Here is a 25,649-nt window from a genome sequence, read left to right as displayed (position 1 = left end):
AAAAACAAAAGACTTATGAAAAAATTACTTTTACTTTTGTGTGCCTTCATGGCATCCATTAGTGGGGCTTGGGCACAAGACACGAACTTAGCTGGTGCGGTTGGTGTTACTGCAAAAATTGGAGATACGGATGTCTCTAATGTTCTAACTGCTACGGGAGCACAACCCAATAATTATGATGGTAGTGGCGAGATGAACATAGTCGTGGATTTATTAGGATCAAAGACGATTCAAGGTTTTGCACTTACATTCTCTGGTGATCGTTGGGTGAGTTCTTTTACACTTTCGTATAGCTCTGATGGTATCGAGTATACAAAGATAGCAGACTATGAAACAGGTAGAACTGCTCAGCATCCAGAAACAAATATAGCACAAGCCTTTGCAACATCTATAACAGCACGTTATATTAAATATACCTCTAAAAAGAGTGATAAGAATGTGACTGACCAATATAGTGAAACTATTAAAAATTTCAAGCTCCTTCAATATGGCACTCTTCCCGCAATACCTTCAATTGTGTCTGACAGTCATAAGCTAGGCATACTATCATTTGACCTTTCAAACGCAACAGGTTATGGGTGGGATGCTTGGGGTAGCTCTACAACTCTTGAAGCAATTAGTATTCAAGGTAAAAGTGCTACTAGATTCAATGATTTCACTTATTATGGTTCTCAATTCACCAAAATTGATGCCACAGGCTATACAACACTTCATCTAGATGTCTATCCTGATTTCACAGGAACGTTGGCTATTTTCCCCATTACAGGAACAGATGAAAAGGGATTACAGTTTAATGTAACCGCAGATCAATGGAATTCTGTGGATTTGGATATTGATGATTTAGAAGATTTGGGTCTCAATGTGGGAAATATTTACCAAATGAAATATGTCGACCATGTTGATGCAAACAATCATCCCGTAAATGGTGATGGAAGCAAATCGTTCATCCTTGGAAATGTCTATCTCTATGGTACACCAGTGGTTGATACCGAGAAACCCGAAATGTCAAGTATTGTCGTTGCTTCCACCACTCATAGGTCTGCCACGCTGACTGTCAATGCCACTGATAATATCACTACTGGCAAATTGACCTATACAGTAAAAAACAGCAGTGACGTGGAAGTAGGTACAGGTAAAGGTGTTCAAGGTGAGGATGTTACTATCACTATCAATGGATTGACTGCATCTACCAATTATTCTGCAGGCGACTTCAAGGTAACAGCCACCGACCATGCTGGTAATGTCTCTGACCCTATGAATGTTCCTGCATTTACTACGGAAGCTGCCCCTACAGGAAAGAATTATTCTGATATTGGGGGAACTGGTTATGAAATTCTTGTGCAGGCTCGTCATTACACGAACACATATGATTATGAGCTGATTATAACTTCAGAAAATGTTATGACCGGATTTGGTAACTGTTATTGGTTCTTAAATGGAGGACCTGGAGGAACTCTTATGAATAACGCTGACAAGTCTTTTACTGATGGTGGTAAGACCATGACCGTTAGAGTGAGATCTACTACTGCTCCCAGCATGGATACTCCATTGTATATCATATTTGAACCTGGAGGAGAAAAGACCTTCAAAGAGAGTGCAGATAAAAATCCTGTATTTGATTGGGTTGAGATAGCTGGTGCAAAGGTGTATGATGTAATGGTAAACGGAGACAATGCATCTGTTATTGGTACTATTTCTGCTACCAATCTTGCAGAGTTTAAGACCGCAGTAGGTAACGGAAAACTTATTGATCTAAGAAATGCTAATATTGCTGGTGATATCGATGAACTCACCACGGATAACCCAAATGCACTCTTCCTGTATGATGACCAGGCTACCGCCGCAGCAGCAACAAAGACAAAAAATAGTGTTTATACCGCTGATGTTCGATATTATGGTGCTCCCAACGGTCTCACTTTCGTAGATGACCCTGTCTATGTTCCCCTTTGGTTTAATAACCATGCTTATGCTAATTTTGAGGCAGGAAAATCTGTATTTATTAATCGTACAATACCAGCAGGCAGTTATGCAACGACATATATGGCAGCTGGTGCTGGGTTCTCTTCCGCAACGTTGGAAACAGGACTAAAGGCTTATGAACTTACTGATGCTACTACTGGACAGTTAACCTTCACTTTAGTAGAAGGGGATATATCTGCAGGCAAGGGGTACGTGATTTATAACCCAACAGGTAGTGATCTCACTTTAACATGGCAATCCGGCAATACTAATGCATTACTGGATGGAGCTAACCAAGGAGAAGTAACTCCTATTAATAATGTACAAATTCGCGGAACAATGCAAACTATCACAACTGATGGTACCCAATGGATTCTTTATCCGACAGGAAGCGATACGGAAATCAGACCAGCAAACGGACCAAAGATTAGTCCATTACGTGCTTACTTTACTGGTGTAACCGTTGGTGGCGGTGGTGAATCACGTGGTATCTTTATTGACGGTGATGTTACCAAAATAGGTATTATTAAGGCTAATGGAACAATAGATATGAATACAGAAATATATGACCTCAATGGACGCCGTGTGCAGAATCCTACCAAGGGAATCTATATCGTAAATGGTAAGAAGGTTGTTATAAAGTAACTTGTAATTGCTAGAAAAATATGAAAAAGAAATATATAACTCCAGTGTTGGATGTAGTGAAGATGAATGCGCATGTCAGTATTTTGGCAGGAAGTACAATAAATGCGAGATCAGAGGAGATAACCGATGAAAATTACTACGCTCCATAATTTGTCGTCGACTTAATTGAACATTCATACTTTTGTTGTGGAGGCTGCGTCTCGCCCATAGGGCTGACGCAGCCTTTTTTAAATGAAAAATCCTGCTATCGTGCTACCGATGTGGCTCAAATGCAGATGTACAAAGGGCGCAAGTCGGTAGCACGATTGAAAATTTCGTGCTACAATCCTGCTACCATGCTGCTACCATGTAGTGACTCTGAATGTCGAAGAAACTACCAAGAGATTGAACAGATGCCTTCGATCGATGATGGAGATGCCTTGCGCGGGGGTAACAAGTTACTGGTGATGGGGTGTTAGTGCCTACCTTCGAGGGAGTTAGGTACGCTCTTTCAACCGTTCGGCTATAGCCAAACGACCGTGCGGCTCCAGCCAAACAACTGAATGCCTATAGCCGAAAGCAAACCGCTCAAAAAACAGTCGCTGTCTAAAATGAGTAAAGACTGGTTGTCACATCTAGACCAAGATGTTCACCACTTGGTGTACAACTCTTTTCGAACTATGGTTTAAGCGGGAAATGATATAAGGTCACTAATTCCCTCTTCGACAATCAGAGTCACTGCATGGTAGCAGGATGGTAGCACGATATTCTCAATCGTGCTACCGGCTTGCGCCCTTTATACATCGGCATTTGAGCCACATTGGTAGCACGATAGCGGGATTTTACATTTTTTCAGTTAATATGAGGGGTAATTAGCGATAAATGTCAAGTTTACACCTCTATATTCCATCCACTCTTTTCCAAATCGACGACGAGCGTAAACGTCTCATATCGAATTGGTTACATATCAAGTGTAACCAACTTTATCCACTTCTTTAGTCTCGTCAATTTTTCACCTTATATATTTATATACCTTTGCAAACGTAAACGCCTAGATGGCAACGTCCATATGGCATAATCCTTTTGACGAATATTTATTAACAATAACTAAATAGTAACATTATGAGAAAAACTTTATTACTTTTAAGTTTCCTGCTGACGTCGCTAATGACGTTTGCAGCGACGAACTTGACGTCAGGTAAGACAGTCTATCCATTAGGAGGTCTGAAGGCTTTCCTGCCAGAAGGTTCAGTGACAACGGAGAATCTTCAGAAAATCACCGTTGACGACAACACTTCCAATGTCTTCCTCTTCCCCGAGAACGGTGACAACCTGGAGTACAACAAGACGTTAGGCATTCAGGGTTTCTACATCGACTTAGGTGAGGCAAAGTCTATCGGTGCCATCCAGAGTACATGGGAAGGTGCCGACTGTGGTGCTAACATCTATGTGACCAATACAGCACCTGCTGCTGACGGCTCACTGACTGGTGAGACACTCATTGCCACCTTTACCAATGCACAGGAGTCAAAGAAAGACGCTGCTGTGGCAGTTACCAACAGTGGTCGTTACATCGTCTTTGTACCTACAGAGGCTACGAACTATGCATGGGGTGTGAAGATCCGCACTTTTGTCGCTTTAGAGAAAGAGGCTTCTGTACTGACCTCCCTCGATGTCACCCCAACAATGGTGAAAGTCGGTGAGGCAACAGCAATGACCTTTACCGCGAAAGATCAGCTTGGAGTTACGCTGACAGAGGGTGTCACCTATACTGCCACAAACGCCACACTCGTAGGTACCACACTGACTGCTACCGCCGTCGGAGACGTGAAGATTACCGCTACTTATAATGCTGTATCTGTTGATAAGATCATTCAAGCCATCGATGTTTCGGCTCCTACAACTAATCCTACAGAGCCTACAGACCTCGCGGCAAATGTCATTGCTGTCTATAGTGCGAAGTACGGCAAGGGTATCAACGAGAGCAATCCCACATGGGGTGTTGGCGGTGGTGCTCCCAATCCTCTCTACAACTCTATTGAGGAAGTCGAGATTGCCGATGCTCATAAGGTGGTTCATGTGAATGGTACTGGTTTCAACAGCCGTACCGCTGGTGGTGCAGGTGTTACCAGCGACTACACCCAGATTCATGTCGCTGTTTATCCTTTCACAGCCACAGAGGCTAAGTTCTTTGGTGATAACGCCTACGGCAAAGCTATCTCTAAGACAGGACTGGTTCCTGGTCAGTGGAATTATCTTGTGTTTGACAACACCAGCAACCAGCCCAACTATGCATTGATCGAACTCGTCGGTGAGTCTGAGTTCTACCTCGACCACTTCTATTTCGCAAAACCAGCCGTTGACGACGATGAGGCTCCCGTGCTGAATACAGCAGCCGTGAAGAGTGCTGGTATCGGCAGTGTCACCTTCACCTTGAAGGCTACTGATAACATATCTGAAAAGGTGACTTATGTCATCAATGACGGTACAAAAGACTATACGACCAAGGGTGACAATGGTGTGGAGATCACCTACACCGTTGGTGGACTTGACTTCAACAAGGCTTATACCTTTTCTATTATAGCAAAGGATGATAACGAGAATGCATCTGACGCACAGAATGTCAACGCCACAACTTTGGCTCTGACTGCCGCTCCTGCTCCTTCTCAGGACGCTGACGATGTCATCAGTCTCTACAGCAATGCTTATACAGCTGCCTCCACCTATACTTATGGTAACTGGGGACAGTCAACCACCGTTGAGGCAGAAACAGTTGGCGAAGACAACATACTAAAGCTGAGCAACTTCAACTATCTTGGTTTTGAGCTTGCCACACAACTCGACCTGAAGGATATGGAGTATGTTCATATTGACGTACTGCCCATGCAGGATATGACTGTCGGTATCACTCCTATTATGACAGGTGGTACTCCTACTGAGAAGCCAACCAGCGTCGGTGAGCTGACCCCAGGTGAGTGGAACAGCAAGGATATCAAGCTCTCTGAGTTCGGTCTTGACTTTGCCAACTCCAAGGCATTCCAACTGAAGCTTGACAAGGGTACCGGCAAAGAAATCGTTTATGTGGACAACATCTACTTCTGGAAAGAGGCAAGTGCTCCTGTAGTGGTTACCGCTATCACTGTTGAGGCTGCAAAGAAAGAGGTTGCTGTAGGCAAGACCTTGCAACTGACGGTGAAGGATCAGACAGAGGCTGTCGTTGCTGCCAGCGAGTTAGACTTCACAAGCGGTACTCCTGCTGTAGCTACTGTTGACGCTGATGGTAAGGTGACTGGTGTCGCTGAGGGTAATGTGAGGATCACCGCTTCCCTGAAGAGTGATGCTACTATCAAGAACACCATTGACCTGACAGTTGTCGCAGCTCCTGTCGGACTGGAACTGACTGCTGACGGACATACCATCCTGGTACAAGGTATCCACTATCTTGATCGCTCAGAGAACAACTGGAAACTGGTCATCACCTCTGACGACGACATGAATGGTCTGGGTGGCTCATATTGGGGTCTGAGTGGTGGAAACGAAGCCATGAACGGAAGTAATTGTACGGTCAGCGATGACAAGAAGATGATAACCGTTCTTGCCACCTCAACTACCAAACCTACAATCTATACTCCATTGTATGTGATGATACCAGGTGAGGTGAACTTTGGCAATATCGGTGCTGACGATATCACTTGGGTAGAGGAAGGTGAAGAGACTGTGAATGTCATCGTGACAGGTGATGTCGCAACAGTAACTGGTCCTGTGACCGCCACCGACGTAGCAACGATTGTTACTGACGCTGGTGCTGTCGCTACCATCGACTTCTCTGGCGCTACCATCACAGAGGCTATCACGATTACCCCAGCCAACAAGAATGCAGTAGTTGTGGTAGGTGGTACAGGACGTACTCCCGATGCAAACGGTGCGAAAGTCACTGCTTCCAACCTCGTTGTCTTCGATGGTATATACCGTCGTGCCGCTGATGGTGTTGTGATCAACCTCGTTGATGACAATGACTCACAGCCTGCTTACGACTTCGTGATCGACGCACAGCAGGATGGAATTACCTATACCCGTACTGTTGCCGCTGGTGCCTGGGCAAGCTTCAACGCTCCCGCTTCTGTGACTGTACCTGATGGTGTGGATGTTTATAAAGCAACAGACGCTGCTGCCGACGAGGTGACCTTCACCAAGCAGGCAAGTCAGGCTGTTGGTGCTAATGATCCTGTGATCCTCCACAACACGACTGGTGCTGATGTTGTCATCACAACAGAGACTGCGAAGATCGACCTGAACCTGACAGCTAATGGTGCCGGTACTACTATCGGAACTGCTGGTGTTACACAGTTCGGTACTTCTCGCGCTATCGACACCGACGGTACACAGTATGCCCTGAAGGATGGTAATCTCCATCCGTTCAACGGTGCTAAGATCGGTGCCTTCCGTGTTTACTTCACCGGTCTCTCTGGTGCTTCCGCTCGTGCAATCTTCGATGACGGTGATGTTACAGGCATCAAGGGCATCAAGAATATGGATGAGCTGATGAACGGCAAGTTCTACAACCTGCAAGGTCAGGAAGTGAAGAATCCTACCAAGGGTATCTTCATCGTGAACGGCAAGAAGGTTATTTTGAAGTAAGAAGACCCCTCCTTCCCTCCCCTGTCCAGGGGAGGAAAGAGGACTTTGTAATAAATTATAAGGATAGATTTATGAAAAAGATATATATAAAACCAGCTATTGAGGTGGTTGAGCTGAATAATCAGGCTGCGTTACTGGCAGGTAGTGGTCCCGGTGTATCTACAGATCCTATTACTGGAGGTTGGGCAGACGGCCGTGAACTCGACGATTTCAATTTCTTGCTGAACGGTGATGATCCAATGAAAATGTTGCTTCCGTAACATGTAAAGATTATAACAAAGTTGGAGGCTGTGTCGCGCTAAAGGCAGGCACAGCCTTTTTAGACTAATATTAACAAGAAACAAAAGGATTAAATGAGGAATTATTTATTAACGATCTTAACGACACTGCTCATCATCCCTTCTACGACTTATGCGCAATCGTCCATAACAGTGGGAAAGGGCAGCTATGCGGCTTACTCACCCCTGTCGAAGTCGAGGACTGCGGAGCATGGTGGTGACCAGAGTCAGTATATGCAATATCGTCAGTTGTATATCCGTGAGCAGGCAGGACAGCCTATTCCCACTAACGACTGGTGGACAGACCTGATCAATGCTGACCGTGGACGGTCTGGTAAGGAGGTGACAGGACATCTGTGGTCTTATCCGCAGTATGTACAGGGCATGAAATATGGTGTGGACATCCATTATCCGAAATACTGGGTGGATAACGGCACGGAGATGAAGGCACAGTCGAGACTAACCATCAGTGGCGGTGAGGATTTCTATGCTACCACACCGATGGCGGAGCAGTGGAGCGACTGGACAGTGTCTTTCTCGGAGGAGAGTGGTAGCCAGCAGATGCTGACGACACTTGCACACGGTGTACCCTTCACCTGGATAGAGATGGAGAACATCAGTCCTGTCATTACCGCTGTGAAGACGGATAATGATGGTGCCGACAACAAACTGACAGGTCCCGTGTCCGTCGATATCATCGACGGAACAGGTGCGGCACTCACCTCTGGCAGTCACACGCAGTTTGTGGTGCGCATCAGCAATGCCGCCACACAAGACCTCTATGGTATCTACCTGCCTGACGGTAGTACGGTGGCGATAGACGGTGGAAAGGCTACCGTCACCTTTGGTGGTGCCAAACAGTTTGTGGTGGTGGCTCTGTTACAACAGACCAGTGACCTGACGACCTACGGCACCTATGCTTATAGCAAACCGACGGACACGAAGGTGTCGTGGGACTATGTCCAGGCAAGCGGTACACTGACCACCCGCTGGCAGGTGACAGCGACAGACCTGCGTACTGGTTCGGAGACTAATAAAGTGTTGCAGGGATTCATCCCGCACCACTGGCGTAGTCCTTATGCGACATACAGTCATTCTTTCTTAGGGAATAGTTATGCCACCCCACGTGGTAAACTGAAACTTGCCGCAGGTAATGACCTGAGCATCAGCTATCAGTTCTCGGGGATGCTGCCTTGGTATGGGGTGCCCAACGACCTAACAGGTGACCATGCCTATGATGTCGCCAAGATGAGGAAGATGCTGGAGGAGTATGCCCAGAAGGGAACCTTCGGTGGTGACACCTACTGGGGTGGTAAGGGACTGACACAGATGGCTCTGTATATGTCGTTTGCCCGTGAGATGGGTGAGGAGGAACTCTTCAAACTATGTCATGACAGACTGAAAGAGGCGCTCGTCAACTGGTTGACGTATACCCCTGGGGAGGATAACTTCTTCTTTGCCTACGACCAGCGGTTCCATGGACTGATCGGCTATAACACCAGCTATGACAGTGATACCTATAACGACCATCATTTCCATTATGGGTACTATACCCTTGCCGCCGCTATGCTGGCACTGGTGGACGATGACTTCAAACAGCACTATGGGGAGATGATCAAGCTGGTGGCTCGTGACTATAATAACTACAAACGTGACGACTGGGCTTGTTTCCTGCGTATGATGGACCCATGGGCTGGTCATTGCTATGCTGGTGGTATGGGTGACGGAGCAGGTAATGGTCAGGAGTCCACCTCCGAGTCGATGCAAGGATGGGGTGGTATGTACCTGCTGGGGGTCGCCTTGGGTGACAACGAGTTACGTGACGCCGGTATCTTCGGCTGGATCTGTGAGAGCCGCGCCACTGCCGAATACTGGTTTGACCGTCACGGGGAGTCTGTTGGCGCTGACTTCCATACGACCAACAATCCCGACTATAACATCGACTATACGAAATTCAAACATAAGAAGGATGGTGTGGTGGACTATATCCAACCGTGGAGCTCTAACCTCACCAGTCATGGTATCGGATGGTGGACATGGTTCGGTGGCGATCCTGTCTTTATGCAGGGTATCCAGTGGATGCCTATCTCTCCTGCCCTCGATTACTTAAGCGAGGACAAGGCGTTTGCCGCATGGGACTATGAGCGACTGATGGCTATCAAGGAGCATAAAGGCTGGGATGGCACAGGTGGTATCGGTGACGCTGACCTGCGTGACTCTGACTGGGGTAATGTGGTACTGAGCTACCGCCAGTGGAGTGATCCTGACGATGCCGCCGCTATCTTCGACGAGGGTTGGACGAAAGGCTGGGGTACGATGACGACCAGTTTGACCAATGGTATCACCTACTTCGTCACCCATTCACACCGTACCTATGGGGATATCGTGTGGAACGTGACAGCCGACTATCCTACGGCTCGTGTATATGACAAAGGCGGGGTGAAGACGCATATCGCCTATAATCCCACTGATGCGGAGATTACCGTGAACTATAGTGACGGTACTCACCTTGTGGTGCCTGCCCGACAGATGAAAGTGGAGGGTGTCACCTCTACTGCCTATAATTATGTGTATCCTGTAGATGACACAGAGCCAGACCTGCGGGAAAGACTGGTGATGAAGAACCTTGCCTTGGGTAAGACCTGTACGGAGAGTAGTCATGAGAATGCGGGAACCCTAAAGGAAAATGCTACTGACGGTAAACTTGACACCCGTTGGAGCAGTGTGTTTCAAGACGATGAGTGGTTGCAAGTAGACCTCGGGGAAAATGCATATATATATAAGGTTCGCGTGCGATGGGAGGCAAGCTATGCCTCGGAGTATCGCATTGAACTACGTGACACGGAGAATGGTGATGCCACTTACAGTAAGACGGGTGCTGGAAAGGCGGAAGACTGGACGGAACTCGCCTTGGATGACCATGTGGGACGTTACATTCGTCTGATTGGTGTGAAACGTGGTTCTTCGTATGGCACCTCGCTCTATGAGTTGGAAGTGTATGGAAAACCTGTCTCCGCTGATGCCAATGACCTGATGGGTGTGGAGATTATCAGTGCCGATGAGGTGCTGAAACAAGGAAAGCCCACGACATTATCTATTCAGGGCTATGACTATGCGAAGAACACCAAGAGTGTCTCTGCCGTATGGAGTAGTGAGGACGGTACGTTCAGTGGTAGCAATTTCACACCATCGAAATATGGTAATGTCATGGTGAAGGCAACGGTAGAGGGCATGACTGCCAATAAGACCTTACCTGTGGAGGAGAGCCTGAAACTCACATCGATGGCTTTCGAGGTTCCTGGAATTCTTGTGAAAGGTATTCCGACAACATTCACGATTGAGGGAAAGGACCAGTTTGGCGCTCCTTATGATATGACACCCAGTTACGAGACTGGCGCCGGACTGACGATTGACGCCGAGGCGAAGACCATTACAGCGACAACGGCTGGTACGTATACTGTAAAGGCAACAGTTGGCTCAATAATGAGCGAGGCAGAGGTGATGGTTATCAACGATGCCGTGGATGCTCCTGCCAGTGTCAGCGACAAGGTGGTGATATTCGTAGGACAAGAGGAGTCGTCGATGAACTTCGACTACAACGGAGGCTCTAAGCGCACAGGTCCTTCGTTCGACCTCACTCCGACCTGCCGTGCTATCTTTGTGAAACAGTTGGGAACATGTGGATTCGGTGCCTTGGGTAATATCGACCTGGAAGGTGCTAATATGCTGCATGCCGATGTCTACCCCTTAGCGGATGCTCCTGATTTCAGTATCCATATCGAGGGTGCTCCTGGTAACAAAGAGTATGCCAAGGCATTGAAAGGAGGACAGTGGAATAGCGTCGACTTACCTATTACGAACACGACGGCTAACTGGCTGTTCTTCTCCTTCAACAATTATCAGGCTGGTACGAATGCTGCCCTGATTGCCAATGTGTATTTCTATACAGAGACAGGTGATAAGGTGTTTGTAGGTGATCCTGACTCTAAGGGTATCTCTACGGTAACCTCCTTCGGTACGGGGCTGACGGATGCTAATGTAGCACAGTTCCTGAGCGATATCGCCGCACTACCGAAGACGGTGACGGCTATCGACCTGAGTGGCATCACCCTGGGCAACACCACACCGATGACGATAGTGACAACTAATAACCCCAATGTCATCATCCTGCTGAATGGTGATGGTGGCGACGACCATGCGGCATCGGCGCAGCAGGCGAAGCTGACTAACAATAAGAACCTTGCCTATAACGCTGGCGGGTGGATACTACCATTGGAGGCAACAGGCTTCAAGGTAGAGTTTGAGGACGGCTATGCCGTACTGCCGATGAACTTTGGACGTAATACCACGTTGACCTACAATCGCACCATCTTGGCAGGAGAATATGCCTCCTGCTGTCTGCCTCGTGACATCACTGTTCCTACAGGATTGGATGTCTACGAATTGAATGAGGCAACCGATGAGGCAATCAATTTCACAAAGGTGACAACGGGTATCAAGGCTTACAAGCCTTACCTGCTGCATAATGCCACTTCATCTGCCATAGTGCTGTCCATCAATGGCACAAAAGGCAACGTGGAACTGGCTCGCGGAACAGGAGAACTGTCAACGACAGTTGGCGGGGTACGCTTTATCGGTAATTTCAAACGCTTTACCGTCAATGGCACGGAGGGATATGCCGCTTTCAAGAATACAGGCAAACTGGCATGGCTGGACAATGAGGGAGCTATCGTCGGCAGCTTCCGGGCATACCTTGCCGATGCTCCGACAGGGGCACGACTGTTGTTCGACGATGTCACCGCCATAGAACAGGTAAAGGTCGCCTCACCATGGACAGACAATTGTTATTACGACCTGAAGGGTCACCGCCTGAGTACTAACCGACCACAGCAGAAAGGTATCTACATCTATCGTGGAAAGACCGTTGTAGTAAAATAAGAATTCAAACATCTCATATAGTAATCACTATGATGAAAAGAAAAGTATATACTACACCCACAACGGAGTTGATAGAAGTTCATACCGTTCAACCATTATTGCTGATGAGTGGTACTGGTAATCCGCTATTGGGTACTGACACCATCGACTATGATGGTGTCGATGGTTCCTTTGGCGATGGTGAGGAAGTCGGCTGACGTACATTTGATGACTTCTGATAGAGAAGTGACAGTTGTTGACTGATTATTATCCCGATAAACAACCCGTTTATCGGGATAATTGTTTAGTTTACACCTCTATATTTAGTCCACTCTTTTTGATTCTCGCAAATTTCGTAAAACACTGCAAATAAACGCTTTACGTTTTTAAAGTGGTTCATATCGTCCACTTTTTCAGCCATTCCCAAATTTTCACCTTATTATTTTAAATACCTTTGCAACGGAAATCGTCCAAGGGGCGTAAAGCTATTGGATAAATCACTAACCAAATAAACAATTTATAATTAACAGTATGAAAAAAAGCAAGTTTTTATTCTTGTTGCTGTCATTTGTGATGATGTCGGCAACTGCTCTTGCCCAGAAGCATACCTATACGGGTACGGTCGTTGACGACCAGAACGAACCCGTCATCGGTGCTTCTGTCGTTCAGAAAGGTACCTCAGTTGGTACAGTGACTGACTTCGACGGTAACTTCTCTGTGACCGTCGATGAGGGTGCGACCTTAGTCGTCTCTTACATTGGTTACATTTCTCAGGAAGTGAAAGCAGCCAACAACCTGCAAATCGTCCTGAAGGCTGACAACCAGATGTTGGATGAGGTGGTAGTCGTAGGTTATGGTGTTCAGAAGAAGAGCGTCGTAACAGCCGCTATCGCTAAAGTGACCTCCGACGACTTGGGAAGTACAGCTCCAGTTCGCATGGATAATGCCTTGAAAGGTCTTGCCGCTGGTGTGAACGTTACTTCTGCCTCTGGTCAGCCTGGTGATGCTGCCCGCATTCGTGTACGTGGAACAGGTACCATTAATAACAGTGATCCTCTATACATCGTAGACGGTATGCCTATCGAGGGTGGTTTGGATTATGTCAATCCTTCCGATATCGAGTCTATCGAAGTTCTGAAGGATGCTGCTTCTGGTGCCATCTATGGTGCCCGTGCTGCTAATGGTGTCATCCTCGTTACTACCAAGAAAGGTAAGATTGGTAAGGCACAGATCAACTACAATTTCTCGTATGGTTGGCAAAGTAAATGGCGTAAGCGTGATGTGTTGGATGCCACAAACTATGCTATTCTGCAGAATGAGCAGCGTCTGAATGGCGGACAGGCTCCATTGTATGCAGATCCCTATAGCTTAGGTAAGGGAACTGATTGGCAAGATCTGGTATTCAACGATAATGCCCCTGTGCAAAATCATGAGCTCTCCGTTAGCGGTGCATCAGAAAAAGTGAACTATTATCTGTCATTGGGCTACTATGCACAAGATGGTATTGTAGGTGGTAATTTTGGACAGTCTAACTATGAACGTATGACACTTCGTAGTAACACCAATTACAATCTGTTTGACGCAAGTAAAGAGCGTAAGTTCCTCAATAAACTTGATTTGTCTGTCAATGTTTCGTATGCACGTGTAAAAAGTACTGGTATTGGTACTAACTCACAGTGGGGTTCTGTCTTGGGTTCTGCTTTAGCACTTTCACCAATTCTTACTCCGACACTGGATGATGCCGCTGCTGCCGCACAGACTGCTTCTTATACTTATAAAGACAAGAATGGTGACACACAGATGTACGATCCTCTTTATTGGAATGGTCAAGTACTGATGATTCCTGGAACCAGCTATAACGAAATCAACAACCCCATTTCATTGATGGTTCTCCCTGCAGCCAAGAACTGGAGCCATAAGTTTGTTGCAAACTTTGCAGCAGAATTGCAGTTGTTCGATGCCTTGAAATATCGTTTCTCTTATAGTGCGGATATGAGTTTCTGGGGTCAGGACAGTTCTCGTCCTCAGACCTATTATCGTTCAGGTAACAACAACGCATCTACTACTCAGGCATATTCTGATTCTGAGCGTGGTGTAGTATGGCAAATAGAGAATGTGTTATCTTACGACAAGACCATTGACAATCACCATTTCAACATCGTTCTTGGTCAAAGCGCATTTAAGAACAAAGGATATGGTCTCAATGGTTCTCGTGAATATTTGGTTAATCCTAACAAACCCTCCATTAGTTATGCACAGGGTGACTATCACCTAACATATGGTGATGATAAAATATATGATGCCGATGGAAATGAGATTGGCAGAAAAATAACAGGTGCTGTTGTAGAGCATGGTGTTGCAGGCTGGATAAATGCACCTCACACGATGTCATCCCTTTTCTTCCGTGGCAGCTATGACTACGATGAGCGATATATGGCACAGTTTACCATCCGACGTGACGGTAGCTCCCGCTTCGGTTCCAATCATAAATACGGTACTTTCCCATCATTCTCTTTGGGTTGGAATATTACCAATGAACCTTACTTAAAGAATGTTCGTCCCTCATGGTTAACCAAAGCCAAAGTACGCTTCTCATGGGGTAAGAATGGTAACGATAACATTGGTGATTTCCGCTACACGGTAGGTACGGCAGGTGGTAACAACGCTTATTTTGGCAATCCTGTAACCTTGGCACAAGGAACAAAAGCCAACGGACTGCCTAATCCTGACCTGAAGTGGGAGGAGAGTGAGCAGACTGACTTGGGTATTGACTTAGGTTTCTTCAATAATGCATTGACTCTCTCTGTCGACTATTTCGTAAAGAAGACCAATGGCATGCTGATGACAATGAATATTCCTTCATACGTTGGTGAGGCAAAGCCTATTGGTAACGTAGGTGACATGAAGAACTCGGGTGTTGAGTTTGAGCTTGGTTATAAGTTCAATATTGCCGATGCACATTTTGCGATTAAGGGTAATGCATCTTACCTGAAGAACGAGCTGGTAGAATATGGTAATGAGACAGGTTTCGCTGACTTAGATTCTTTTCAGGGTGTCGGTACTATCACACGTGCCATGAATGGTAAGCCATTCCCTTACTTCTATGGTTACAAAACAGCTGGTATCTTCCAGACATGGAATGATGTCAATTCTTATATCAATGCTGACGGTGGTCTTATCCAGCCCAATGCAAAACCTGGTGACGTTCGCTTTGTAGATGTTGACGGAAATGGTTCTATCACAGCTGATGACCGTACCGATATCGGTAATGGTACTCCTGACTGGACCTTTGGTTTTAAATTTGACGCTGAATGGCGTGGTATTGACTTCAGTATGTTCTGGCAAGGTGTTAGCGGTGCAGACGTATTTGACGCAACCCATCGTGTAGATATCTCTTCTGTCAACTATCCCACATGGATGCTGGAACGTTGGACAGGTGCTGAGACCAGCAACCGCGTTCCCCGTCTTGATGCAACAGCTACACAGAACTGGGAGTCTTCTGACTTATATGTCTTTGACGGTAGCTATTTCCGATTGAAGAATATCCAATTGGGCTATACACTTCCTCGCCATCTGACAAAACGTATTGCTATCGAGCGTCTCCGTTTCTATGTGGCAGCAGAGAATCTTTTAACATTTACCAAGTATCATGGTTTCGATCCTGAAATTTCTTCTGGTGGTACTTCTCTTGGTGTTGACTATGGTGTCTATCCACAGGCTCGTACATGGACTATCGGTTTCAATGTTTCATTCTAATAAATAAAAACGTAATCAATATGAAACTTAAAAATATTTTAATCATTGGGGTTGCAGGTATTTTATCAGTATCCCTCTCTGGTTGCTCTGATAGCTTCCTTGAGGTTGAGAATCCTAGCTCTGACGACCTGAAAGAGTATTTCTCCAACGATGCCCATATCAAAGAGGCATTAGTGGCTGTTTATGATCCTTTGCATTGGCCAGATTGGAATGGTGCATACAATCCTCTGAATATTGTTTCGGATATTCTTGCCGACCAAATTAATGTGGGTGGCGGTAGTTCCTCAGATATGATGAACTGGCAGTTGCTTTCCAACTATAATGGTAATTCCAACCAGACACTGAGTGGTCTCTGGACAGCAGAGTATAGTGGTGTGAAGCGCGCCAACGACCTGATTTCTTATATAGATGCTCTGAATCTTGAGAATACGGATATTACCGAAGCAAATGCCATATACTATAAGACACAGGCTCGTGTGCTTCGTGCTTATTACTACCTGAATCTTTGGAAATTCTGGGGATATATCGTATATTATACAGAGAATCTGACAGGTAACTACCTCGGCGAGCAATATGAGCCATCAGAGATTTATGAAAAAGTGATCACAGACCTGGAAGATGCCATTAATTTGAATGTGTTACCGATGCGTGAGTTGGAGGCTCGTGCCGGCTATGTCACTAAGGCTTTCGCAGAGATGATCTATGCTGATTTTGTGTTGTATCAGAAAGATTCAAGCCGCTATTCAAAAGCACTTAACTATATGAAAGATATTATAAATTCTGGAAAATACGATTTGAATCCTAATTATGCTGCAATTTGGACTGAGTCTGGTGAATGGGGAGTTGAGAGTATCTACGAAGTTAACTATAATGATGACAACCACCAGCGCGGTTGGAGCAACACAATGGCTGTAGGTGGTACGGTACTTCCTCGTCTGATTGGACCTCGTGGCTGGACTTCTGGTGTGGATGGCGTTGACAATGGATGGAGTTTTGCCCCTGTTCGTCAAGAAACTTATGACATGTACAGTGCTGTCGACACACGCCGTGATGCGACTTGCTATAATGCAGATGCAGTAGCAGCAGCCAATGGTATTGAGTATGAACATGCTTGGCAGCATACAGGTTTCTTCCTGAACAAATATCTACCTCGTGTCGAGAACGTGAAAGACGCTGGTTGGGATCAAGACCTTAACTTCAATAACAATCTGCGTGTCTATCGCTTTGCGGAAACACTGTTGAATGCAGCGGAATTATTAGTTCTCACTGGAGGTGATAATGGCGAGGCTGCACGCTATGTATCTCGTGTCCGTCTGCGTGCCGGACTAGGTGATGTGTCTACTACCACACAAGACAATATCCTTGAGGAGCGTCGCCTGGAATTCGTGGGCGAGGGTAAACGTTACTTTGACCTTGTACGTACAGGGAAAGCGGCTTCTGTATTAGTTGCAGGCTCTGTTGCGAATCGCACAAACAACTGGTCTGAGAACCGTAAGTATGTGCCCATTGAGCAAGGCGAGTTGAGTGCCGACCCCAATTTGAAACAAGTTCCTGGATATTAATAGTATAAACATTAAATAAGAATTCGTTATGAACAAAATATTCAAGTATATCAGTTCTTCACTGATGGTTCTTGGTGTACTGGCTTTTACAGCTTGCTCGCCAGACGATTATAGTGGCGCTAACTCAAATGGTATACCTAATGTAACAGATTATTCTGATAATTTCACGATATCTGTTAATCAGGAGACTAATGTAGCGACCTTTAGCTTCACTGGGGCTGCTGGTGTGCAGCCAGTATGGATTGTCAACGGTGATACCTATTCAACAGATTTCACAACCTCAAAGTATTATCGTAAAGCTGGTGAATATACTGTAGAGTGTAAGATTATGAATGCTAATGGAATCAGTGATGGTTCTATTATCAAATCGTTCACGGTTGATCACACCATTATGAATGGTTTTGCCGGCTTTAAGGTTGATTTCGAGCATAATATAATGAAGGATGCTTCTTTCTCTCTTAACCGTTTCTGGTATGCACCAGGTTGGAGTCAGATTGCCGACCCTGGATACTCTATTGGCTCTGGTGAGATTACTATTAACACACCAGTTGCCACAACAGACCAGTGGCAAGCACAGTGTTTCTTCAATGTTGATGGTATTGAACCTATTAAAGCTGGTACAAATTATGATGGTTCTGTAATCTTTACCTCAACAGCGGATCATCCTCACGTGACTTTGAAGATCTGCTCTGCTGCTGATGAGAATAATACTCTGTTCTATAAGGATGGTATTGCTTTACAGGCAGATGAGCCCCTGTGTGTATGGTTCAGCGATGTTCCGGCAAATCAGGACATATCCGATCTAATGTATATCTTCGACCTTGGTGGCAACGCGGACAATTCTAGTATTGTGATTGAGAGCTTCGTGATTAAAGATCACGCCTACGATGATGGAACGGTACTTCCAAAACCTGCCGAGGCTGTATTTGAGTACAACAATCCCGCAAACATTTGGCTGACAATTGATAACGAACAGGCTTATACGATGTCGTACTACTATGCACCAGGTTGGGCTCAAATAGCAGATCCTGAGCTGATTTATCAAGGGGATGGCAACTATAGCGTAACCCTTCCTTCTGCAACATGGGAACGTTGGCAGGCTCAAGTTACGATGGTAACTAATGGATTGGCAGTTAAGGCGGGTGTTGATTATGACTTTAGTGTAACCATTGAGTCTAATAATGCTGTCACAGCTACGGCTAAATTTACTCAGTCGGATAATGACAACAACTTCCTACCAGGAACTGATGGCACATTTAACATTGACGCTGATGGGTCTTATACATTCCAAGTAGCAAAAGCGCAGTTCGCATCTGACGCTGATGCCGTAAAACTGGTATTTGACTTTGGCGGTAATCCTGACAACACACAGATCAAGATTAGTCAAATCATTTTCCAACAGCATAGAGAATAATATTTATTTTATATTAGGGGAAGTCTGCTAAATTATATAGCAGACTCCCCCTATATTCTAACATATGATTGTGATGAGGAACTCTTTATATATTGTATGTTGTATCTGTATGCGCTTACTATTATTAATTATTGAATGCAAAGTTTTATAAAATTTTAATTTATGTATAGGGTTAATAAATTGCTATTTGGAGGGTTGGCTTTTCTTGCATTCTTTACTTGTTCATGTGAAGATGATAGATTCTTGATTTGTCATCAGGCTCATATCAACTGAGAAGCAGTTATTCTCAGTGTGGTGAGCAAGGAGGGTCTACTGGGTTGCATGGCAGTATAATAACTTATGTGGAATATGAAGAATAGAAGATTGTAAAACAATGAATGAAAGAATAAAGTACTGTTTGTACAGCATGATGCTGCTGATGGCTACCATGCTGGTAGCCTGTGGCGGTGACGATGCATCAGATGGAGGAGGAGGCTCAGGTAGTTCAACGACAATTACCGTCTCCCAAAGTGATATTGCTGTCACTGCAACAGGGGGAACTTTCACCGTCAATGTAACGTGTACAGGACGGGAATGGTCAGCCTATTCTGATAACGAATGGCTGAAAGTCACTGTCGAAGGCTCCACCTCACAGACTGGCAGTATCACACTGACGGCCTCAGCCAATAAAGGAGCCGCTCGCACAGCAATCGTCACAGTCAAATCGGGTACTGCCCGCAAGATGATAACTGTGACGCAGAGTGAGAGTCTGCAAGTGTCAGCCCAGGAAGTGTATTCTGCATCTGTTGGTGAGTCCATCACTGTGGAGATTTCCTGTGGAGGAAACTGGACGGCAACGACTGATGTTGACTGGCTGAGCACACAGCAGAACGGGAAGATACTCACGATTACAACAGCTGCCAATGACGCCAAGGCATCACGCACTGGTAAGGTGACGGTGACTGCCGATGGTGAGACAGCCGTGATCACCGTTACTCAAGAGTCTGCTGAAGACCGTGACATCGTAACCCCTGATGGCTATCGCCTGGTATGGCATGATGAGTTCAATGAGGGTGACCAATTGAACAGCAGTTACTGGGAATGGGAGAACTGGGAACGTGGTAATGTAAATAATGAACAGCAATACTATCGTCCCGGTACGCAGACCATCGATGGCAAGCATACAACAGAGTTGGTTGACGGACGTCTCGTCATCAACTGCTTCAAGGCAAATGACGGTAAGATATACTCTGGTCGTGTCAATGCTAAGAATGGTGGCAACGGCTGGCAGTATGGCTATTTCGAGGCACGTATCCTGTTACCGAAAGGTAAGGGTACATGGCCTGCTTACTGGATGATGCCTATCTCCGTAGACTGGGCTACCGAAGGATGGCCTAAGTGTGGTGAGATTGACATCATGGAGGAAGTGGGCGTAGACGCTAATGTCGTATCATCAAGTCTGCATTCCGAGGGGCATAACCATACCAACAACACTCAGATAACTGCGGCTCGTAATATCGGTACCGCAGAGAGTGAATATCATGTCTATGCCCTGGAGTGGACAACTGACTATATCAAGACATACGTGGATGGTCAGTTACTCCTCTCCTATAATAGTGACCATACCATACGCAACTTCCCTTATGACAAGCCCTTCCACCTGATTCTCAATCTTGCATGGGGTGGCGACTGGGGTGGTTATGCAGGTACCGACGAGTCGGCACTGCCTGTACAGATGAAAATAGATTATGTTCGTGTATTTCAAAAGAAATAGATAATAAGATGCGAATCAACCGATTCCTTATATCCGTCGCCTTTATGCTTGCGGTCACCGGACTGCAAGCTAAGGGCGATTTCGTACAAATAGATGGCAAAAATTTGGTGAAGCCCAATGGTGAGAGATTGTATATTCAGGGTACGAATTTGGGTAACTGGCTGAATCCAGAAGGGTATATGTTCGGGTTCAGCCGTACTAACTCGGCATGGATGATTGACCTGATGATGAAGGAGATGGTAGGACCTGACGCCACTGCCTCTTTCTGGCAGTCGTTCCGTCAGAACTATATCACGAAAAAAGATATTGAATTCATTGCCAGACAGGGTGCCAATACTATCCGACTGCCTTTTAACTATAAATTATTTACCGATGAGTACTACATGGGCGAGACAACAGGAAAGGACGCTTTCGGATTGATCGACCATGTAGTGGACTGGTGTCGCGAGACAGGATTATACCTTATTCTCGACATGCATGACTGTCCAGGAGGACAGACAGGAGACAATATCGACGACGGCTACGGCTATCCCTGGCTCTTCGAAAGTGAGAAAGCACAACAGCTCTTTTGTCAGATATGGCAACAGATAGCCTTTCATTACAAGGATGAGCCCGTCGTTCTCGGCTATGAGCTGATGAACGAGCCCATTGCCCACTTCTTTGAAAACAAAGATTCGCTGAACCTATTACTGGAACCGCTCTATAAACGTGCTGTCAATGCCATCCGGCAGGTGGACACCCACCATATTATATTATTAGGGGGAGCCCGTTGGAACTCTGATTTCTTCATGTTTACCGACTGGACCTTTGATGACAAGATCATGTACACCTGTCATCGCTATGGTGGTCCCGCTACCGCTGAAGCCATCAAAGACTATATCGATTTCCGTGACAAAACAGGGCTGCCGATGTATATGGGTGAGATAGGACATAACACGGACGAATGGCAGTCGCAGTTCGTCCAGGTGATGAAAGACAACAATATAGGCTATACCTTCTGGCCTTACAAGAAGGTGGACAGCTCCTGCATGATGGGCTTCGATCGCCCAGAAGGATGGGACAGTGTCGTTGTGAAATACAGTGAGACATCCCGTAATACATATAAAGAATGGCGCGAGGCACGTCCCAATCAACAGCAAGCTCATCGCCTACTGATGCAATATGCGGAGAATGCTAAATTCGAGAACTGTAAACCGCAGAAAGGCTATATTAAGTCGATGGGGTTGAAAAGTGGAAATTGAATAGTGATGACTATAAACTATAAATGATTATGAAGAATAGAACCTTGATATTATCGATGATCGTTCTGAGTATAGTTGGTACGGTAAGAGCGCAAGTCTTGCCAACTTATTTAGATGAGACAAAAGATATAGAGGAAAGGATTGAGGATGCCCTGAGCAGGATGACCCTTGACGAGAAGATTGCCGTCATTCATGCACAATCAAAATTCTCCTCACCGGGTGTGAAACGACTGGGATTTCCTGATTTCTGGACAGACGACGGACCTCATGGAGTACGCCCCGACGTGTTATGGGATGAGTGGGAGCAGGCTGGACAGACGAACGACTCATGTGTCGCCTTCCCCGCATTGACATGTCTTGCCGCAACATGGAATCCACAAATGTCAAGACTCTATGGTGAGAGTCTTGCCGAGGAAGCACTCTACCGTGGAAAGAACATGATACTTGGACCTGGGGTAAATATCTACCGCACTCCGCTGAACGGTCGTAACTTTGAATATATGGGTGAGGATCCGTTCCTGGCGTCCCGCATGGTGGTACCTTATATTCAGGGCATGCAGTCAAAGGGTGTTGCAGCCTGTGTGAAACACTATGCCCTGAACAACGACGAGGAGTACCGCTTCAACGTGAATGTCAAAGTGAGTGACCGTGCTTTGCATGAAATATACCTTCCTGCCTTCAAGGCTGCGGTAAAGGAAGGTGGCACATGGGGTATCATGGGTGCCTATAATCTCTATAAGAACCAACACAATTGCCATAATCATATTCTCCTGAACAAGATTCTAAAAGAAGACTGGAGCTACAACGGTGTCGTCGTCAGTGACTGGGGAGGTACACACGATACCGAACAGGCTATCAAAAACGGACTGGACATGGAGTTCGGTTCATGGACCAACGGACTGACGGATGGGGCTTCGAATGCTTACGACAGCTACTTCCTGGCTCAACCTTACAAGAAACTGATTCAGGAAGGACGATACACGACCAAGGAACTGGATGAGAAGGTACGCAGAGTGCTCCGACTTTTCTATCGCACTACGATGAACCGTCAGAAGCCTATAGGGTTCCTCTGTTCTGAATCACACTACAATGCAGCACTGAAAATAGCCGAAGAGGGTATCGTGCTACTGAAAAACGACCATAACATCTTGCCGATTCCCGCAGATGCCCGTATCTTGGTGGTAGGTGAGAATGCTATTAAGATGATGACGGTAGGAGGCGGTTCCTCTTCACTGAAGGTTCAACGTGAGATACTGCCCCTAGATGGTATGCGTAAGCGTTTCCCAATTGTTGACTATGCCCGTGGTTATGTCGGTGATACCATTCAGAGCTATAATGGGGTGAAGGTGGGGCGTTCTCTCTATGACCTGCGTTCTCGGGAAACACTGATTGCCGAGGCTGTAGAGAAAGCCAAAGAGGTTGACTATGTAGTGATTTTCGGTGGACTGAACAAATCGGACTATCAGGACTGTGAGGGACATGACCGTAAAGACTATGCATTACCTTACGGTCAAAACGAGCTCATTGAGGCTGTTGCGAAGGTGAATCCTCGTCTGATCTATGTGAATATCTCTGGTAATGGCGTGGAAATGCCCTGGCTGAAAAAGGTTCCTGCCGTCGTGCAGGGCTGGTTTATCGGATCGGAAAGTGGTGAGGCACTCGCCCGTATTCTGAGCGGTGATGTGAACCCCAGTGGAAGACTGCCCTTCACTTGGTATCAGCAGTTGAATGACTGTGGTGCCCATGCACTGAACACTTATCCCGGTACATGGCGAGAGAATGAACATATCATTGATGAGGAATACAAGGAGGGCATCTACGTAGGCTATCGATGGACAGACAAACAGAAAATAAAACCTCTCTTTGCCTTCGGACATGGATTAAGCTACACCTCTTTTAATATAGGGAGACCCGTAGCATCAGCAAATGAAATCACAAAAGACGAACAATGGTCTGTTGTGATTCCTGTTACCAATACGGGACGGACAGCGGGTGCCGAGGTCATACAACTCTATATCAATGATACGAAATGCTCTGTTGACCGACCCGTGAAAGAGCTGAAGGCTTTCCAGAAAGTGTTCCTCCAGCCAGGCGAGACCCGTGAGGTAACATTGACCATCGGCATCGACGCACTATCGTTTTATGATGAGACGACCCGACTATGGAAGGCTGAGGCTGGTGAGTTTAACGCCCTCATCGGCACGGCATCGGATAAAATAACACAGCAACTTACATTAAAACTGAAAGACTAAGGAAATCATGAAGAAAGTAATGCTGGTTCTGTCCGTTTTATTCTTGACGCTCTCAGGCTTTGCCCAAGGGAAGATAGAAGTTGTCTGCGACTCTCTGGGAAGCCGGTTGACGATTGACGGCAAGCCTTTTTTTCTGAAAGGAATGAACTGGGATTACTATCCAATAGGCACCAACTATACCTATAGTCTGTGGGAGAAGCCTGACGACATCATCAAAGCCGCCCTGAATAGCGAGATGACACTTCTGAAAAAAATGGGTGTGAATGTCATCAGACAATATAACACTATCCCACCCCGCTGGATACAATATATCTACGAGACGTATGGCATCTATACGATGATTAACCATTCTTTCGGACGCTACGGGATGACTATCCATGGAACGTGGTATGGCAATACGGACTATTGCAAGGAAGATGTGAAGGAACAGCTGCTACAAGAGGTAGATAACTTTGTAAAAACCTATCAGGGGACCCCTGGTGTGCTGATGTATCTGTTAGGCAACGAGAACAATTACGGGTTGTTTTGGTCTGGTGCAGAATCAGAGGACCTTCCTATAGGGGAGAATATTCATGATAGAAGGGCAAGGTGTTTGTATGAGCTGTTGAATGAGGCAACGTTGAGAATCAAGGCTGTCGACACCTCCATTCCTGTAGCTATCTGTAATGGCGACTTACAGTTCATCGATATTATTGCTGATGTGTGCAAAGACATTGATGTACTGGGAGTAAACAGTTATCGTGGTGATTCCTTTGATATATTGTTCAATGACGTGAAAGAAAAACTCAAGAAGCCAGTGCTCCTCACGGAGTTTGGAGCTGATGCCTATAACGCCGTCACCCTTCAGGAAGCTCAGCAGGAACAGGCAGAGATTCTTCTGAACAACTGGCAGGAAATATACCTCAATGCCTCCGGCATGGGTGAGAATGATAATTGTATAGGAGGTTTTACATTCCAGTTCAGTGACGGCTGGTGGAAGTATGGGCAGACCACCCATCTGGATATCCACGACAACCATGCCTCATGGAAGAACGGAGGGTATAAGTTTGACTATGTTCCCAACGAGAATAACATGAACGAGGAGTGGTTTGGCATCTGTGCCAAGGGACAGCCTGACGACAAAGGGCTCTATGAACTGATTCCCCGCAAGGCATACGAGGCTCTTCACAGCATTCATGGTATCGACCCTTACCAATCGACTCCGACAGCCATCGTACAGTATTTTGACATCGTTAGAGATCAAATCAAGGAATAA

13 protein-coding genes are annotated in these 25,649 nt (G+C 46.0%); all 13 read left to right on the top strand.

Annotation, left to right across the window (positions count from 1 at the left end; all coding sequences use genetic code 11):
- The first annotated feature begins 15 nt into the window (after window positions 1–15).
- The 13 genes from BM257_RS04315 to BM257_RS04265 all read left to right on the top strand — a co-directional run bounded on the left by BM257_RS04315 (window position 16) and on the right by BM257_RS04265 (window position 25,649).
- Complete coding sequence (locus BM257_RS04315) at window positions 16–2,604, top strand: discoidin domain-containing protein (protein ID WP_092068740.1); 2,589 nt, start codon at window positions 16–18, stop codon at window positions 2,602–2,604.
- 20 nt (window positions 2,605–2,624) lie between these two features.
- Window positions 2,625–2,753 (top strand): hypothetical protein, encoded by a 129-nt coding sequence (locus BM257_RS15095; RefSeq protein ID WP_255405528.1) that lies wholly within the window; start codon window positions 2,625–2,627, stop codon window positions 2,751–2,753.
- A 952-nt stretch (window positions 2,754–3,705) separates the two neighbouring features.
- Window positions 3,706–7,221, top strand: a complete 3,516-nt coding sequence (locus BM257_RS14520; RefSeq protein ID WP_143096743.1) for an Ig-like domain-containing protein — start codon at window positions 3,706–3,708, stop codon at window positions 7,219–7,221.
- A 71-nt stretch (window positions 7,222–7,292) separates the two neighbouring features.
- Window positions 7,293–7,481, top strand: a complete 189-nt coding sequence (locus BM257_RS04305) for a hypothetical protein (RefSeq protein WP_092068737.1) — start codon at window positions 7,293–7,295, stop codon at window positions 7,479–7,481.
- 93 nt (window positions 7,482–7,574) lie between these two features.
- Window positions 7,575–12,437 (top strand): glycosyl hydrolase, encoded by a 4,863-nt coding sequence (locus tag BM257_RS04300; RefSeq protein ID WP_092068734.1) that lies wholly within the window; start codon window positions 7,575–7,577, stop codon window positions 12,435–12,437.
- Window positions 12,438–12,466: 29 nt separating this feature from the next.
- Complete coding sequence (locus BM257_RS14730; RefSeq protein WP_177216012.1) at window positions 12,467–12,634, top strand: hypothetical protein; 168 nt, start codon at window positions 12,467–12,469, stop codon at window positions 12,632–12,634.
- A gap of 313 nt (window positions 12,635–12,947) precedes the next feature.
- Window positions 12,948–16,172 (top strand): SusC/RagA family TonB-linked outer membrane protein, encoded by a 3,225-nt coding sequence (locus BM257_RS04295; RefSeq protein WP_092068731.1) that lies wholly within the window; start codon window positions 12,948–12,950, stop codon window positions 16,170–16,172.
- 20 nt (window positions 16,173–16,192) lie between these two features.
- Window positions 16,193–17,734 (top strand): RagB/SusD family nutrient uptake outer membrane protein, encoded by a 1,542-nt coding sequence (locus BM257_RS04290; protein ID WP_092068728.1) that lies wholly within the window; start codon window positions 16,193–16,195, stop codon window positions 17,732–17,734.
- 226 nt (window positions 17,735–17,960) lie between these two features.
- A complete protein-coding gene (locus BM257_RS04285; protein WP_143096742.1) occupies window positions 17,961–19,148 on the top strand; it encodes a hypothetical protein in 1,188 nt (395 codons plus the stop codon).
- A gap of 373 nt (window positions 19,149–19,521) precedes the next feature.
- Window positions 19,522–20,901, top strand: a complete 1,380-nt coding sequence (locus BM257_RS04280; protein WP_255405524.1) for a family 16 glycosylhydrolase — start codon at window positions 19,522–19,524, stop codon at window positions 20,899–20,901.
- A gap of 8 nt (window positions 20,902–20,909) precedes the next feature.
- Window positions 20,910–22,142, top strand: coding sequence for a glycoside hydrolase family 5 protein (locus tag BM257_RS04275; protein ID WP_092068723.1), 1,233 nt, complete (start codon window positions 20,910–20,912; stop codon window positions 22,140–22,142).
- Window positions 22,143–22,171: 29 nt separating this feature from the next.
- Window positions 22,172–24,394, top strand: coding sequence for a beta-glucosidase (locus BM257_RS04270; protein WP_092069347.1), 2,223 nt, complete (start codon window positions 22,172–22,174; stop codon window positions 24,392–24,394).
- Window positions 24,395–24,401: 7 nt separating this feature from the next.
- A complete protein-coding gene (locus tag BM257_RS04265) occupies window positions 24,402–25,649 on the top strand; it encodes a glycoside hydrolase family 2 TIM barrel-domain containing protein (RefSeq protein WP_143096741.1) in 1,248 nt (415 codons plus the stop codon).

This window comes from Prevotella sp. tf2-5, assembly GCF_900115435.1.
Classification (GTDB): domain Bacteria; phylum Bacteroidota; class Bacteroidia; order Bacteroidales; family Bacteroidaceae; genus Prevotella.
Note: the sequence above shows the minus strand (reverse complement) of the source record. Positions and strands in the feature narration are given on the sequence as shown.